The following is a 14,602-nucleotide window of genomic DNA, read 5'->3' on the forward strand; positions in this document are numbered from 1 at the left end:
ACTCCTATTTTTCTCTCTTTCATTCTCTCTTGTATTCCATACGCGACTGAATTATAATCAATCTGAAAAAGAATAAAAAGGAGCAAATCATTTTATGTCAATGAGTAAAACTGAATTACTGAAGTTGCAGAACGGCAGCGATGTAAGGGGCATCGCGTGTGAAGGCATCGAAAATGAGCATGTCACACTGACTTCCGAGGCAGCGTACCTGATCGGTCGTGCATTCTCCATCTGGCTTCTGAAAAAGAAAAATATCAAGCCGGACGAATGTATCATCGGTATCGGTACAGACTCCAGAATCACCGGTCCTGAGCTGAAAAAGCAGGCTATGATGGGTATGTTAGACGAGGGCATCTACGTATCCGACTGTGGCATGGCTTCCACACCTGCCATGTTCATGTCCATCGTATATCCGGAAACCCGGTACGATGGTGCCTGCATGATCACAGCAAGCCATCTTCCGTTTAACAGAAACGGACTGAAATTTTTTGACAAAGACGGCGGACTGGAGCACGATGATATTACTGCCATTCTTGAAATTGCCGCAGGACTGGCAGAGCAGGTATCATCAGACACACTGACCAGACCATTGCCGACAGACTGCAACCGTCTGACAGAGTTTGAACTGATCTCACTTTACAGTGCAAATCTGTGTATGAAGATCTGTGATGGCGTAAATGCCGAAAATTATGACGAACCATTAAAAGGATTAAAGATTGTTGTAGACGCCGGAAACGGTGCCGGTGGATTCTTTGTAAATGAAGTATTAAATGAACTGGGTGCAGACACAATCGGAAGCAATTTCCTTGATCCGGACGGTATGTTCCCAAATCATATTCCAAACCCGGAAAACAAAGACGCTATGAAAGCCATCTGTGACGCAACCGTTGCTGCTGGTGCTGACCTTGGTCTGATCTTTGATACGGATGTAGATCGTATGTCTGCTGTATTGTCCGATGGCACACCGATCAACCGTGATTCCATTATCGCCATGATTGCAGCTATTCTGGCGCCGGATTATCCGGGCAGCACCATTATCACGGATTCCGTTACTTCCGACCGTCTGACTGACTTTCTTGAAAATCAGCTTGGTCTGAAGCATCTGCCTTATATGCGCGGTTACAAAAATGTAATCAACAAATGTAAGGAACTCAATGCCAAAGGCATTGTAAGCCCACTGGCTATGGAGACTTCCGGTCACGGCTGCCTGAAAGAGAATTATTATCTGGATGACGGCGCTTATCTGGCTGTCAAACTGGTGATTGCCGTCGCTAAAGCGAAACGTGAAGGAAAAACTATTGATCATTTCATTTCCGGTCTCAGCACCGAATATGCCGACCGTGAAGTACGTTTTCCGATTCTTACAGAGGATTTCCACAGCTATGGCTCCCGTGTACTGGCAGAGTTCAAGACCAGAGCTTCTGAGTCCGGCTTTGAGCTTCCAACTGCCTATGAAGGTGTAAGAATCCGCTTCTCTGGTGTATGTACCGGCTGGATGCTTCTGAGAGCCTCTCTGCATGATCCGGTTATGGTTTTAAATCTGGAAGGACAGACAGTACGTGATCTGGAGATCATCACAGGGATTGCACAGAGTCTGGTGGAAGATTTTGACAAACTTGACCTGTCCGCACTGTAATAAAGGAATAGTATAAGTGTACAAAAATATTGCATATAAATTGCACAAAAAAAGAAGCGGTTCGTTCCGCTTCTTTTTTCTGTTTCATACTTCGGACAAAGTATATAAAGAGTTAGGTTTTAATCGTGTAGCTTCCCTTCTACACGAACATGAAGGTTTGGTATTTATGTTGGTATTTGAAAATTACTAATTTGTTGTGCTGCTTCTTATCGGTATGAAGTAGCATCAAAGGTTACGTCTGTTGCTGTATAAACAGAAATCACTGTTCCGCACTGTGGGCAACGACGGTCAAAATTGTTTGTAAGGTGTCCACATAAGTTACAACGATATTTGCTGTCTGCAGCTGTAACAGTTACTTTTTTGTTTTCCGTACTTCTCATATGAATTCCCTCCGTTCTTTCCAATTATTCCCTTTATTAATTATTTATTCCCTATGTTTTGTACTTTCTCAAGCACATGCTTATAATACAATATGATTTAATACATTTCCAATAGAAAAAAGCTACCTTATAATAACAAAAACTTATTAATGTATTATTTCGATCACTTGTTACCAATTGGAAATGTGCAATCCGCATACTTTATGAAGACATTTGAATGGTCTTTCGTAGCATGGTGCACAAGTACTGTGGATCATCAACAATTTATTAACAAGGTTTTTATGCAAACTTCCATGCAAAATATTTTTAAATTGCACAAAAAAAAGAAGTCATACGAAAATTTCTTTTCGTATGACTCCATGAAGTACTCTGTAAATCTTATACTAACTCAAGAACAACTTCCATTGCTCCGTCACCTTTACGAAGACCGATTTTAACGATTCTTGTGTATCCACCGTTACGATCTTTGTATTTTGGTGCGATCTCTGTAAATAATTTATCTACTAAATCAACTTCTTTAGTATCTTTTTTCTTTGCGCCTGTCTCTGTTACAGGGTAAAGAACTTTCAGCATCTCTCTTCTTGCATGAAGACGGGACGGCATATCTTTCTTGATTGTTTTCTCAACTTCATCATAAACAGTAACTTTTTTACCATCTACAACTTCTTTTACTCTCTTGCCTTCGCTGTCTTTACGAGCAACTTTAGCTTTTACAGTAACTTCTTCGAAGTTATCGCACTCTTTTACTGCAGATGCGATCAGACCTTCAGCGACTTTACGAACTTCTTTTGCTCTAGCCTCTGTAGTGATGATTCTTCCGTTGTGAAGTAATGCAGTTACCTGACTTCTGATTAATGCTTTTCTCTGGGAAGATGTTCTTCCTAATTTACGATATTTTGCCATTTTAATAGCCCTCCATTATTGTGGTTCATCCGGCAACGCTCTTTGGACTTAGATACCGAATGTGATGCGGGGAGACGTTTTGTTGTCTGCCCTGTTGATATTCCTCCACTCATGAATGACGACAGATTAACGCACATCGGTCTTATATCCTCTGCCGCTTAATGAGTTATATAAAAGAATTACTCTTCGCCCTGATTGAGCTGTAAGCCTAACTCTTTTAATTTTGCCAGTACTTCTTCTAAAGACTTGCGTCCAAGATTACGAACTTTCATCATGTCTTCCGGTGTTCTGTTTGTCAACTCTTCAACAGTGTTGATTCCTGCTCTCTTCAGGCAGTTGTAAGAACGAACGGATAATTCAAGCTCATCAATGTTCATTTCCAGAACTTTCTCTTTTGCGTTGTCTTCTTTCTCGATCATGACTTCTGCTGTCTTAGCATTCTCAGACAGGTCGATGAAGAGATTCAGATGCTCGCTTAATACTTTTGCTGCAAGGCTGACAGCCTCATCCGGCTCAAGTGTTCCGTTTGTATGAACATCTAATGTAAGTTTATCATAGTCAGTGATCTGACCTACACGTGTATTCTGAATTGTCAGGTTTACACGATCAACTGGTGTGTAGATTGCATCTACAGCGATAACGCCGATCGGTACATCTTCGCCTTTGTTTTTATCTGAGCTTACATATCCACGTCCTTTTGTAATTGTCAGTTCCATGTATAACTTGGAATCTACCCCACCGTTTAAGTGAGCAATTACAAGATCCGGATTCATGATCTGGATATCCGGATCAGCCTGGATATCAGCTGCAGTAACAACGCCTTCACCTTCAAATTCAATGTAAGCAACTTTAGATTCATTTGTTGGACTGGTATTCTTTAAAGCCAAATTTTTGATGTTCATGATGATCTCAGTAACATCCTCTTTAACACCTGGGATTGAGCTGAACTCATGTAAAACACCATCAATCTTTACCTGACTAACTGCTGCTCCCGGCAATGAAGAAAGCATGATTCTTCTCAGGGAATTACCAAGAGTAATGCCGTAACCTCTTTCGAGCGGCTCTACGACAAATTTGCCATACTTTTTGTCTTCTGAAATTTCAGCAATCTCAATTTTTGGTTTTTCAAAATCGAACACTGTACGTCCCTCCTTAAATTTTATACTAATCAGTGCTTTTATTTTAAGACACAAAAATCATCCGCCTGCATGATGCCATGAAGCGTCTGATTTTTGTGCAAATTCGGCACTGCTCGTTGCCTACATGATTATTTAGAATATAACTCGACGATAAGCATCTCGTCTACCGGTACATCGATCATCTCGCGTGTCGGTAACTCTTTTACTTCGCCTTTCAGGTTCTCCTGATCAACATCAAGCCATTCCGGAACGAGACGGCCTGCTGTTACCTCAAGGATATCTTTATATCTCTGAGAGCTTTTAGCGTTCTCTTTGATTTCGATTGTGTCACCAGCTTTTACTAAGTAAGACGGAATGTTTACGCATTTGCCGTTTACTAATACATGCTTGTGATCAACGATCTGTCTAGCTTCTTTTCTTGTTCTAGCTAATCCAAGACGGAATACTACGTTGTCAAGTCTGCTCTCAAGAATTGTCATGAGGTTTGCACCTGTCATGCCTTTCATTCTATCAGCTTTCTCATAGTAGTTGTGGAAAGGTTTCTCCAGAACTCCGTAGATGAATTTTGCTTTCTGTTTTTCTCTTAACTGAAGACCATACTCAGAGATCTTCTTGTTTGCTCTTTTTGACTGTCTATTTGATTTTTTATCAATTCCTAAATAAATCGGATCCATACCAAGGGATCTGCATCTTTTAAGAACAGGTACTCTATTTACTGCCATCTCAGACTACACCTCCTAATTAGACTCTTCTACGTTTTGGCGGACGACAACCGTTGTGAGGTACCGGAGTAACGTCTGTGATACTTGTTACTTCAAGGCCGCTTGCGGAAAGAGCACGGATAGCTGCTTCTCTTCCTGAACCCGGTCCTTTTACGAATACGTCTACTGTTTTAAGACCATGAATGAGCGCTGCTTTTGTAGCAGTCTCTGCTGCCATCTGTGCAGCATAAGGAGTAGATTTTCTTGAACCTCTAAATCCAAGACCACCGGCACTTGCCCATGATAAAGCATTGCCTTCAGCGTCTGTCAATGTAACGATTGTATTATTGAAAGAAGACTGAATATGTGCCTGTCCACGTTCAACGTTTTTCTTTACACGCTTTTTAGTCACTTTCTTTGTAACTTTCTTAGCCATAATTAAACTAACCTACTTTCTACAGATTTTTGTCAAAATGCATTGCGGTCTGTCCCATGGACGACCTCTCTATCTCAATGCATTATTTTTTCTTGTTTGCTACTGTTCTCTTCGGACCTTTTCTTGTTCTAGCGTTGGTCTTTGTTTTCTGACCACGAACCGGAAGTCCTTTTCTGTGACGGATACCACGATAGCATCCAATCTCCTGAAGTCTCTTGATGTTCATAGCAACTTCTCTTCTTAAGTCACCTTCTACTGTCTGAGACTCATCAATTACTGCACTGATTTTCTTAACATCATCATCTGTTAAGTCTTTGCAGCGGATATTAGGATCAACTTTTGCTTCTGCAAGAATACGATTGGAACTTGCAACGCCAATACCATAAATATAAGTCAAGCCAATCTCTACACGTTTTTCTCTTGGTAAATCTACACCTGCGATACGAGCCATGTGTGTTTACACCTCCATAATGATTTCGTTTTCTTAGTTACATTCCGATACATTTTATGCAGCTCCGGATTACCCGGCCTGAAATGTGTGCACAACCTGTATCAGCTGTTCATAAATGTTTCTATAATATAGAAACATTACAGTGTCATTTTATCTTCCGCCATGAACAGCAAAATTCAGAGGGAATCTTGCTGCAGCCGCACATCCGGAAAATTTCAGGAGACGCTGTAATCCCTTCTGATTCAAACAGATCCTGTTCCAAATTGGTACTCTGTGGCAGAGTGCTCCATGGAGGAACGGATTAGCAGTTTCGCGTTGTCTCCAACCTGCTCTCATCATCTATTTAAAGAATGATTAACCCTGTCTCTGTTTGTGCTTCGGATTTTCACAGATAATTCTGATGCTTCCTTTTCTTTTAATTACTTTGCATTTTTCGCAAATAGGTTTAACTGATGATCTTACCTTCACAGCAAATCCTCCTTTCCTTAAACAAAAAAACTCCATACTATAAAGCCTTTTCGTTTTGTGAATAGAAGCCAGGCAATATACATAATATTCCCTTGGTTCTCCAAAAGCGTCATTGGGTATTATAGCATGGAGTATTCCTTATTGCAACATGTTTTTTAAGTTTTTTATACTCTTTTTGTATAAAAACAAATACTTACAAGTTCCGTGTTCTATTTATCTCTCCAGGTAATTCTGCCTTTTGTCAGATCATACGGTGAAAGTGCTACTTTAACCTGATCTCCCGGTAAAATACGAATAAAGTTTGTACGTAATTTACCGCTGATATGAGCAAGTACCTGATGACCATTCTCTAATTCTACCTGAAACATCGCATTCGGAAGTTTCTCTACAACTGTTCCGGTCATTTCAATTACATCTGCTTTTGACATTGATTTGCCTCCTGTTATTGTTCTACTGTATTTTGGATACGCTGTTGATACAGTTTCAGTGCCCGCTTTACATTCAGATCGTTTCGATCTTCCTGATTTAAAAGAAGTTCTGTCACCTCTGCCGGCAGTCTTTTAATCCGTTGAATATGTCTGCAGTTCTTTTTCTTCGGCTGTTCACACAGCTTCAGAATGCCATCTGCTACATAGACAAAATCTCCTTCTTCACGCAAAATGACATAGTAATGCCCTTTATCGTGTCCTGCCAGTGACAATGCCAGTTCTACTCGCATCCCAGTCCTCCATTCTGCATCAGAACACGCTCATCCTCTGTCAGTGTCAGAATCTCCGGCTCGCCGTCTGTGATCAGAATTGTATTCTCATAATGAGCTGAAAGAGAACCATCTTCTGTGATAACTGTCCAGTCGTCGTCGGTCCACTCCACATCATAACGACCTGCATTGACCATTGGTTCAATTGCTAATGTCATACCCGGACGCAGACGGATACCTCTGCTTTTCTGAGTAAAATTCGGAATCTGTGGATCTTCATGCAGCTCACAGCCTACACCGTGACCTACCAGATCTCTTACAACGCCATAACCAAATTTCTCACAGTATGCACCAATTGCATTGGAAATCTGATGAAGATGATTTCCTGCTTTCGCATACTTAATACCTTCAAAAAAGCTCTGTCTTGTACGTTCGATCAGTAATCTGGCTTCTTCTGAAACCTCACCGATTGCATGGGTTCTTGCTGCATCAGAATGATAACCTTTGTAGATGCAACCCATATCAAGACTTACAATATCACCGTCCTGAATGATTCTTTTTGCTGATGGAATACCGTGTACTACCTCATTGTTGATGGATACACACACGGAACCCGGAAAGCCACCATAATTTTTAAAGTTCGGTACGCAGCCATAGCTTCGGATCATATCTTCTGCCATGCTGTCTACTTCCAGAGTGGACATTCCTGCTTTCAGCTCTTTACCAAGATCCTGATGAATCTTGGCAATGATATGGCAAGACTTGCGGATCAACTCAATTTCACGTTCAGATTTAATAGTTACTGACATGTTTTCCTCCATTCTGGAGCATTAAGCTTCTAACATTTTCACGATTTCTTCAAAAACAGTCTCCATCGGCTGAGTGCCGTCTACTGTTTTCAAGATACCTTGATCGCCATAGTAATCGATCAGAGGTTTTGTCTGTGCATGATATACATCCAGACGTTTTTTTACTGTCTCTGGCTGATCATCATCACGAAGTACAACCGGCTCTCCACAACGGTCGCAAATTCCCGGTTTCTTGGTCGGAATATTTACAATATGATATGTTGCACCACAGTTTAAGCATGCTCTTCTGCCAGACATTCTGCTGATGATATTTTCATCCGGCACATCTACATTGATGGCGTAATCCATTTTCTCATTACGTGCATTCAATGCTTCTGTCAGGCACTCTGCCTGCGGGATTGTTCTTGGAAAACCATCCAGAATGAATCCGTTTTTGCAGTCATCTTCTGAAATACGGTCTACAACAAGATCACAGGTCAGTTCATCCGGAACTAACAGTCCCTGATCCATATATGTTTTGGCTTTCTTTCCAAGCTCTGTATCATTTTTAATATTGGCACGGAAAATATCTCCTGTTGAAATGTGTGGAATGGCAAACTTATCTGAAATCTTCTTTGCCTGAGTTCCTTTGCCGGCACCTGGTGCCCCTAACATAATTATTTTCATTGTTCTTCCTCCTCCGATATGAGCCTTTCCCTTACTGCTCTCTCTATTGTACAGGATTTGCTTCGTTTTGAAAATACTAAAAAACATTTATAAAGCACAATAGGAGATACCTGTAATTTCAAGTATCTCCAACAGTACATTAATCATTTAAAAATCCTTTATAATTCCGAACCAGCATACGGGACTCAATCTGTTTTAATGTCTCAATGATAACACCAACGATGATGATCAGAGATGTTCCACCAAATGAAATTGATGCATTGAATGCTCCCTCAAAGAAGATCGGAATAACTGCAACAATTACCAGACCTACGGCACCGATAAAAATGATGTAGTTTAAGATCTTTGTCAGATATTCACTGGTTGGCTTACCTGGACGGATACCCGGGATAAAGCCTCCCTGTTTTTTCATATTGTCTGCAATTTCCAACGGATTAAATGTAATGGATGTATAGAAATATGCAAAAGCAATAACTAATGCAATATATACAATTAATCCTATAGAGTATATCGGTTCATTGAAATCACACCAATTGGACTGATTTAACATTTTAAGAATTGTACCGCCAATTCCGTTTCCACCAGATTTACCAAGCAGCTGCATGATGATCAGTGGGAACATGAATAATGACTGTGCAAAGATGATTGGAATAACACCTGCAGTATTTACCTTTAACGGAATATGAGATGTCTGTCCACCAACCTGTTTTCTTCCCTGTACTTTTCTGGAATACTGTACCGGAATTCTCCGCTCAGCTCCCTGTAAAGCGACAGTTAAGACTGTTACTATAATGATAATTGCAATAATAATTGCCAAATTCAGTACCTGGAATGCAATTTCTTTTCCCTTTACAAACTGTTCAAATAATAATGTAAGATCCTGTGGGATTCTTGAGATAATGTTGATTGTAAGTACGATAGAGATACCGTTTCCTACACCATTCTCTGTAATTCTCTCACCGATCCACATGATTACGGTAGATCCTGCAGTCAATGTTACGACAGCTGTAATAACATTCAGAGCATTAAATTTGATCAGAAGTCCACTTCTGCCGAATCCGATTGCCATAGCAAGAGATTCCATTAATGCAAGTGCTACTGTCAGATAACGTGTAATTGCAGTCATCTTCTTACGACCTTCTTCACCGTCTTTCTGAAGCTCTTCCAGTTTTGGAATCGCAATGGTCAGAAGCTGGATAATAATAGAAGACGTAATATATGGAGTAATATTCAATGCAAATACCGACATCTTCTCGAAAGAACCGCCGGTAATTGCATCAAAAAATCCGAAAGCGCTGCCTGAATTGCCAGAAAACCATTCTGAGAAATAGCTTCCATTAACTCCCGGAACCGGAAGCTGCGTACCGATTCGTACCACTACTAACATGAGCAGGGTATAAATGATACGGCTTCTGATTTCCTTGAGCTTAAATGCGTTACGGACTGTTTCAAGCATTAGATCACCTCTGCATTTCCGCCAAGTGCCTCAATTTTTTCTTTTGCTGATGCACTGAAAGCGTTTGCCTGAACTGTAAGTTTCTTTGTCAGTTCTCCGTTTCCAAGGATTTTAACACCATCTCTCGGGTTTTTAACAAGTCCTGCCTCGATCAGAGTGTCTACAGTTACAACTGTATCATTCTCAAATCTCTCAAGAGCAGATACGTTTACAGAAACGATCTCTTTGGAGTTTCTGCAAGTGAATCCTCTTTTCGGGATTCTTCTGTATAATGGCATCTGACCACCTTCAAAGCCTGGTCTTGGAGCTCCGGAACGAGCTTTCTGTCCTTTATGGCCTTTACCTGCTGTCTTACCATTTCCTGAACCGTGTCCACGGCCTCTTCTGAAGTTATCGCTGTGTTTTGAACCTTCTGCCGGTCTTAAGTTTGATAAATCCATCGTGGCACCTCCTTACTATTAGATTTCTTCTACTTTTACTAAATGTCTAACCTGCTGAATCATACCACGAACTGCTGCGTTATCCGGCATTTCAACAGTTTTGTTAAGTTTCTTTAAACCTAAAGCTTCTACTGTTTTAACATGTTTCGGAACTGCACCGATTGTAGATTTCACAAGTGTGATTTTTAATTTATCTGCCATCTTATATCCCTCCTTAACCCAGGATCTCTTCTACGGATTTACCGCGAAGTCTAGCTACTTCTTCCGGGGATTTTAACTGGCTGAGCGCATTGATTGTAGCAAGTACAACGTTCTGCTTGTTATTGGATCCCAGAGATTTTGTACGGATGTTTTTGATACCAGCGAGCTCGCACACGTTACGTGCCGGGCCACCAGCGATAACTCCAGTACCTTCCGGAGATCTTTTTAATAATACAGATGCACCTGTATGTTTACCAGTTGTATCATGTGTAATACTGTTGTTTGCGTCTAATTTAACCTCGATGAGTTTCTTCATTGCATCTTCTTTTCCTTTGCGGATTGCTTCCGGAATTTCAGCTGCTTTTCCTAAACCTGCACCAACATGACCGTTGCCATCGCCGACTACGACTAAAGCTGTAAAACGCATGTTACGTCCACCTTTAACAACTTTGGTTACACGTTTAATTGATACCACTTTTTCATTTAATTCCAACTGGCTGGGATCAATGATTGTACGTTTCATGTATTGTTTCCTCCTTGTTAAAAGTTTAATCCAGCTTCACGTGCTGCGTCTGCTAATGCCTGAACTTTACCCTGATAAATGAAACCGCCTCTGTCAAATACTACAGTTGTGATTCCTTTCTCAAGTGCTTTCTTAGCGATTGCTGTACCAACCTGAACTGCTGCATCTACGTTATTTGTTTTCTCGCAAGCTGCTTTAATGTCTTTATCCATTGTAGAAGCTGCACAAATTGTGTTTCCAACTGTATCATCAATAATCTGGGCGTACATATGATTATTGCTTCTAAAAACAGCTAAACGTGGTCTTTCAGCAGTACCTGCTAAATGATTACGCACTCTTCTGTGCTTTTTAACGCGAACTTCTGTTCTTGATTTCTTACTAACCATTACCTGTCACACCTCCAATTATTTCTTACCAGTCTTACCAACTTTACGTCTGATAACTTCATCAGCATATTTGATACCTTTTCCTTTGTAAGGCTCAGGTCTTCTCTTATCTCTGATTTCTGCTGCGTACTGGCCAACTTTTTCTTTATCGATACCTTTTACAATGATTTTGTTTCCATCAACAACTGCCTCTAAGCCTTCTGGATCAATCATCTCTACCGGATGAGAATATCCAAGGTTTAATGTCAGTTTGTTTCCAGATTTGGATGCTCTGTAACCAACACCGTTAACTTCCAGTGTTTTCTCGTAACCAGCTGTTACACCGATTACCATGTTGTGGATCAGAGTTCTTGTTAAACCATGTAAAGATTTCATTTTCTTTAAATCATTTGGTCTGGTTACAATGATCTCAGAACCTTCCTGTTTGATATCCATCTCTGCAGGTAACACTCTCTCAAGTGTTCCTTTAGGACCTTTTACAGTCACCTGATTATTTTCTGCGATTGTTACGGTTACTCCGTCCGGAATCGCGATTGGCATTCTTCCTATACGTGACATGCCCGTACCTCCTATATTCTGTATTGGTCGACATCTGCCGACATGCATTGTTACACAGTATGTTCCACCTTTGCAGTGGAATTATACTTTTGGATCGTTTATAGATTTTACCACCTTACAGCATTGTCTGTAAAGCAGTCTCTTAACTCTCTCATCGAGAAATTAAGGATGTTTGTCAGAAGCCATATTCTGGCTCCTGAACATTTCCACGGGAATCTTCTGTTCGCTAAGCTCAAGCTGCGCCTATGGCTTGCTTTTGCTAATCTCACAGAAGGACCTCGCACTAACCTCAATCTGCGCCCGAAGGCTTGATTTCGCTAAGTGGCTTCCGGCCTACCATACAAATGCTAATACTTCTCCGCCAACCTGAAGTTTTCTAGCTTCTTTGTCAGTGATAACGCCCTGGTTTGTAGAAAGGATTGCTGTTCCTAAACCACCCAGAACTTTCGGGATCTCGTTTTTGCTTGCATATACACGCAGACCCGGTTTGGAGATTCTCTTGATACCTGTGATGATTTTTTCATTTTTATCAGCACCGTACTTCAGTGTAACACGGATTGTTTTGAAATTACCATCTTCAATGATCTCGTATTTTGCAATATATCCTTCGTTGAATAAAATCTCTGCGATAGCATTTTTCATTTTGGATGAAGGAATATCTACTGTATCATGTTTAGCAGTATTTGCATTACGGATTCTTGTAAGCATATCTGCGATTGGATCACTCATTGTCATGTTGTGTTTCCTCCTGTAATATTTTCATTCAGCTTGCTTTCGTTAAGTGTATCTTACCAGCTTGCTTTCTTAACGCCCGGAATCTCACCTTTGTAAGCTAATTCACGGAAACATACTCTGCAGATACCATATTTCTTTAATACAGAATGCGGACGTCCACAGATTTTGCAGCGTGTATATGCTCTGGTAGAGAATTTCGGTGTACGCTGCTGTTTGATTTTCATTGATTTCTTAGCCATTAAAGTCCCCTCCTGTTATTTAGCGAATGGCATGTTGAACTGTGTCAGTAATTCGCGTGCTTCTTCATCTGTGTTAGCTGTTGTAACGAAGATGATATCCATACCTCTTACTTTGTCAACTTTATCATACTCAATTTCAGGGAAGATTAACTGCTCTTTGATACCAAGTGCATAGTTACCTCTGCCGTCAAATGCATTCGGGTTTACGCCACGGAAGTCACGTACACGCGGTAATGCAAGGTTTACAAGACGATCAAGGAACTCATACATTTTCTCGCCTCTTAAAGTAACTTTGCATCCGATCGGCATACCTTCTCTGATTTTGAAGTTAGCGATGGAATTCTTAGCTTTTGTTGTAATTGGTTTCTGACCTGCAATGATCTCAAGATCTTTCATAGCTGCCTCAAGAATCTTTGCGTTCTCTTTTGCCTCACCAACACCCATGTTGATAACAATTTTGTCAAGTTTCGGCACTTCCATGATATTTTTATATCCAAATTTTTTGATCATAGCGTCTACGATCTCATTCTGATATGTGTCTTTCAGTCTACTCAACTTGATGGACCTCCTCTCTTTGATTAATCAATCACTTCGCCAGTTGATTTAGCGAAACGAACTTTTTTGTCGCCGTCCATCTTGAAGCCTACACGAGTAGCTGCTCCTTTATGAACATACATAACGTTAGAAATATCGATCGGTCCTTCCTGCTGAACGATACCACCTGCCTGGTTAGCCATACTTGGTTTTGTATGTTTTGTAACCATGTTGATACCTTCAACAGTAACTGTGTTTTTCTTAGCGTTAACAGCGATTACTTTGCCTTCTTTGTCTTTATCTTTTCCAGCGATTACTTTAACTGTATCACCTTTTTTAATTTTCAGCATTAATCGGTACCTCCTATAATACTTCCGGAGCGAGGGAAACAATCTTCATGAACTGTTTCTCACGAAGTTCTCTTGCAACCGGTCCAAAAATACGAGTTCCTCTTGGAGTTTTGTCATCTTTGATGATAACAGCAGCGTTCTCATCAAATTTGATGTAGGAACCGTCTTTACGACGTGCGCCTCTTTTAGTACGAACAACTACAGCTTTCACAACGTCGCCTTTTTTAACAACTCCGCCTGGTGTTGCATCTTTAACTGTAGCTACAATAACATCACCAATGTTAGCATATCTTCTTGTAGAACCGCCCATAACACGGATGCAAAGTAACTCTTTTGCTCCTGTATTATCAGCTACTCTAAGTCTGCTTTCCTGTTGAATCATGCTGGCAGCCTCCTTCTTATTTTGCTTTCTCCATAATCTCTACAAGTCTCCATCTTTTATCTTTAGATAAAGGTCTTGTTTCCATAACTCTGACTGTATCACCGATACCACATTCATTGTTCTCGTCATGAGCTTTTAATTTATAAGTTTTTTTCACGATTTTGTTGTAAAGAGGATGTCTTACATTATCCTGGATAGCTACAACGATTGTTTTGTCCATCTTGTCGCTTACAACTTTACCAACACGTGTTTTTCTAAGATTTCTTTCTTCCACGATGCGTTCTCCTTTCATGGGTTACTCGCCAGGGGAATTACTCCGCTTTCTCAGTGATAACGGTCTGAATTCTGGCAATATTTTTTCTAACTTCTTTGATTCTTCCAGTATTATCCAACTGATTTGTTGCGTTCTGGAATCTAAGATTGAAAAGTTCTTTTTTTGCAGCTACTAACTGTTCCTGTAACTGAGCAGCGCTCTGTGTTCTTAACTCTTTTAAATATTCACTAGATTTCAT

At 40.5% G+C, this 14,602-nt stretch carries 25 protein-coding genes; 1 reads left to right on the plus strand and 24 read right to left on the minus strand.

All coding sequences use genetic code 11. The features are described 5' to 3' along the window. Window positions 1–94 precede the first annotated feature (94 nt). Complete coding sequence (locus tag DXB15_RS11545; protein WP_243115644.1) at window positions 95–1,636, plus strand: phosphomannomutase/phosphoglucomutase; 1,542 nt, start codon at window positions 95–97, stop codon at window positions 1,634–1,636. Window positions 1,637–1,842: 206 nt separating this feature from the next. On the opposite strand, the gene DXB15_RS16970 is transcribed toward DXB15_RS11545, so the two are convergent. The 24 genes from DXB15_RS16970 to rpmC form a co-directional block, all read right to left on the minus strand. Further along, window positions 1,843–2,016 (minus strand): hypothetical protein, encoded by a 174-nt coding sequence (locus tag DXB15_RS16970; RefSeq protein WP_158582258.1) that lies wholly within the window; start codon window positions 2,014–2,016, stop codon window positions 1,843–1,845. A gap of 378 nt (window positions 2,017–2,394) precedes the next feature. Beyond that, on the minus strand, window positions 2,395–2,919 hold the full coding sequence (locus DXB15_RS11550; RefSeq protein ID WP_109216018.1) for a bL17 family ribosomal protein: 525 nt from the start codon (window positions 2,917–2,919) through the stop codon (window positions 2,395–2,397). Between the two features lie 179 nt (window positions 2,920–3,098). Continuing rightward, window positions 3,099–4,058: a DNA-directed RNA polymerase subunit alpha gene (locus tag DXB15_RS11555; RefSeq protein ID WP_109216017.1), complete on the minus strand. Its 960-nt coding sequence runs from the start codon at window positions 4,056–4,058 to the stop codon at window positions 3,099–3,101. Window positions 4,059–4,186: 128 nt separating this feature from the next. Next, on the minus strand, window positions 4,187–4,780 hold the full coding sequence (gene rpsD / locus DXB15_RS11560; protein WP_109216016.1) for a 30S ribosomal protein S4: 594 nt from the start codon (window positions 4,778–4,780) through the stop codon (window positions 4,187–4,189). Window positions 4,781–4,799: 19 nt separating this feature from the next. Beyond that, a complete protein-coding gene (gene rpsK / locus DXB15_RS11565; protein WP_109216015.1) occupies window positions 4,800–5,195 on the minus strand; it encodes a 30S ribosomal protein S11 in 396 nt (131 codons plus the stop codon). A gap of 82 nt (window positions 5,196–5,277) precedes the next feature. Beyond that, on the minus strand, window positions 5,278–5,646 hold the full coding sequence (rpsM, locus tag DXB15_RS11570) for a 30S ribosomal protein S13 (RefSeq protein ID WP_109216014.1): 369 nt from the start codon (window positions 5,644–5,646) through the stop codon (window positions 5,278–5,280). Between the two features lie 354 nt (window positions 5,647–6,000). Further along, window positions 6,001–6,114: a 50S ribosomal protein L36 gene (gene rpmJ / locus DXB15_RS11575; RefSeq protein ID WP_003022746.1), complete on the minus strand. Its 114-nt coding sequence runs from the start codon at window positions 6,112–6,114 to the stop codon at window positions 6,001–6,003. A gap of 209 nt (window positions 6,115–6,323) precedes the next feature. Continuing rightward, window positions 6,324–6,542 carry a translation initiation factor IF-1 gene (infA, locus tag DXB15_RS11580; protein ID WP_021739335.1) on the minus strand — a complete coding sequence of 73 codons (219 nt, stop codon included), beginning with the start codon at window positions 6,540–6,542 and terminating at the stop codon, window positions 6,324–6,326. 14 nt (window positions 6,543–6,556) lie between these two features. Next, a complete protein-coding gene (locus tag DXB15_RS11585) occupies window positions 6,557–6,832 on the minus strand; it encodes a KOW domain-containing RNA-binding protein (protein ID WP_118703044.1) in 276 nt (91 codons plus the stop codon). Further along, window positions 6,823–7,620: a type I methionyl aminopeptidase gene (map, locus tag DXB15_RS11590; RefSeq protein WP_118703045.1), complete on the minus strand. Its 798-nt coding sequence runs from the start codon at window positions 7,618–7,620 to the stop codon at window positions 6,823–6,825. The genes DXB15_RS11585 and map overlap by 10 nt, the downstream gene beginning before the upstream one ends. A 21-nt stretch (window positions 7,621–7,641) precedes the next feature. Then, window positions 7,642–8,286: an adenylate kinase gene (locus tag DXB15_RS11595; protein WP_109216011.1), complete on the minus strand. Its 645-nt coding sequence runs from the start codon at window positions 8,284–8,286 to the stop codon at window positions 7,642–7,644. Between the two features lie 139 nt (window positions 8,287–8,425). Further along, complete coding sequence (gene secY / locus DXB15_RS11600) at window positions 8,426–9,742, minus strand: preprotein translocase subunit SecY (protein ID WP_109216010.1); 1,317 nt, start codon at window positions 9,740–9,742, stop codon at window positions 8,426–8,428. After that, a complete protein-coding gene (gene rplO / locus DXB15_RS11605) occupies window positions 9,742–10,182 on the minus strand; it encodes a 50S ribosomal protein L15 (protein WP_109216009.1) in 441 nt (146 codons plus the stop codon). Before rplO ends, secY begins: the two co-directional genes overlap by 1 nt. Before the next feature lie 18 nt (window positions 10,183–10,200). Beyond that, window positions 10,201–10,383 carry a 50S ribosomal protein L30 gene (gene rpmD, locus DXB15_RS11610; protein ID WP_109216008.1) on the minus strand — a complete coding sequence of 61 codons (183 nt, stop codon included), beginning with the start codon at window positions 10,381–10,383 and terminating at the stop codon, window positions 10,201–10,203. Window positions 10,384–10,396: 13 nt separating this feature from the next. Beyond that, a complete protein-coding gene (rpsE, locus tag DXB15_RS11615) occupies window positions 10,397–10,906 on the minus strand; it encodes a 30S ribosomal protein S5 (protein WP_109216007.1) in 510 nt (169 codons plus the stop codon). A 17-nt stretch (window positions 10,907–10,923) separates the two neighbouring features. Next, window positions 10,924–11,292: a 50S ribosomal protein L18 gene (gene rplR, locus DXB15_RS11620; protein ID WP_109216006.1), complete on the minus strand. Its 369-nt coding sequence runs from the start codon at window positions 11,290–11,292 to the stop codon at window positions 10,924–10,926. An 18-nt stretch (window positions 11,293–11,310) separates the two neighbouring features. Beyond that, entirely contained in the window at window positions 11,311–11,850 is a 540-nt protein-coding gene (gene rplF / locus DXB15_RS11625) for a 50S ribosomal protein L6 (protein ID WP_109216005.1), read from the minus strand. Window positions 11,851–12,183: 333 nt separating this feature from the next. Next, the gene (rpsH, locus tag DXB15_RS11630; RefSeq protein ID WP_109216004.1) at window positions 12,184–12,585 is read right to left on the minus strand and encodes a 30S ribosomal protein S8; all 402 of its coding nucleotides are present in this window, start codon (window positions 12,583–12,585) and stop codon (window positions 12,184–12,186) included. Window positions 12,586–12,638: 53 nt separating this feature from the next. Next, window positions 12,639–12,824 (minus strand): type Z 30S ribosomal protein S14, encoded by a 186-nt coding sequence (locus DXB15_RS11635; RefSeq protein WP_021739346.1) that lies wholly within the window; start codon window positions 12,822–12,824, stop codon window positions 12,639–12,641. 15 nt (window positions 12,825–12,839) lie between these two features. Then, window positions 12,840–13,379, minus strand: a complete 540-nt coding sequence (gene rplE, locus DXB15_RS11640) for a 50S ribosomal protein L5 (RefSeq protein WP_109216003.1) — start codon at window positions 13,377–13,379, stop codon at window positions 12,840–12,842. 23 nt (window positions 13,380–13,402) lie between these two features. Further along, entirely contained in the window at window positions 13,403–13,708 is a 306-nt protein-coding gene (rplX, locus tag DXB15_RS11645; RefSeq protein ID WP_109216002.1) for a 50S ribosomal protein L24, read from the minus strand. A 13-nt stretch (window positions 13,709–13,721) separates the two neighbouring features. Further along, window positions 13,722–14,090: a 50S ribosomal protein L14 gene (gene rplN / locus DXB15_RS11650; protein WP_021739349.1), complete on the minus strand. Its 369-nt coding sequence runs from the start codon at window positions 14,088–14,090 to the stop codon at window positions 13,722–13,724. 16 nt (window positions 14,091–14,106) lie between these two features. Then, on the minus strand, window positions 14,107–14,364 hold the full coding sequence (rpsQ, locus tag DXB15_RS11655; protein ID WP_081695246.1) for a 30S ribosomal protein S17: 258 nt from the start codon (window positions 14,362–14,364) through the stop codon (window positions 14,107–14,109). Between the two features lie 37 nt (window positions 14,365–14,401). Continuing rightward, window positions 14,402–14,602 carry a 50S ribosomal protein L29 gene (gene rpmC, locus DXB15_RS11660; protein WP_021739351.1) on the minus strand — a complete coding sequence of 67 codons (201 nt, stop codon included), beginning with the start codon at window positions 14,600–14,602 and terminating at the stop codon, window positions 14,402–14,404.

This window comes from Roseburia sp. OM02-15, from assembly GCF_003481835.1.
Taxonomy (GTDB): domain Bacteria; phylum Bacillota; class Clostridia; order Lachnospirales; family Lachnospiraceae; genus Eubacterium_I; species Eubacterium_I ramulus_A.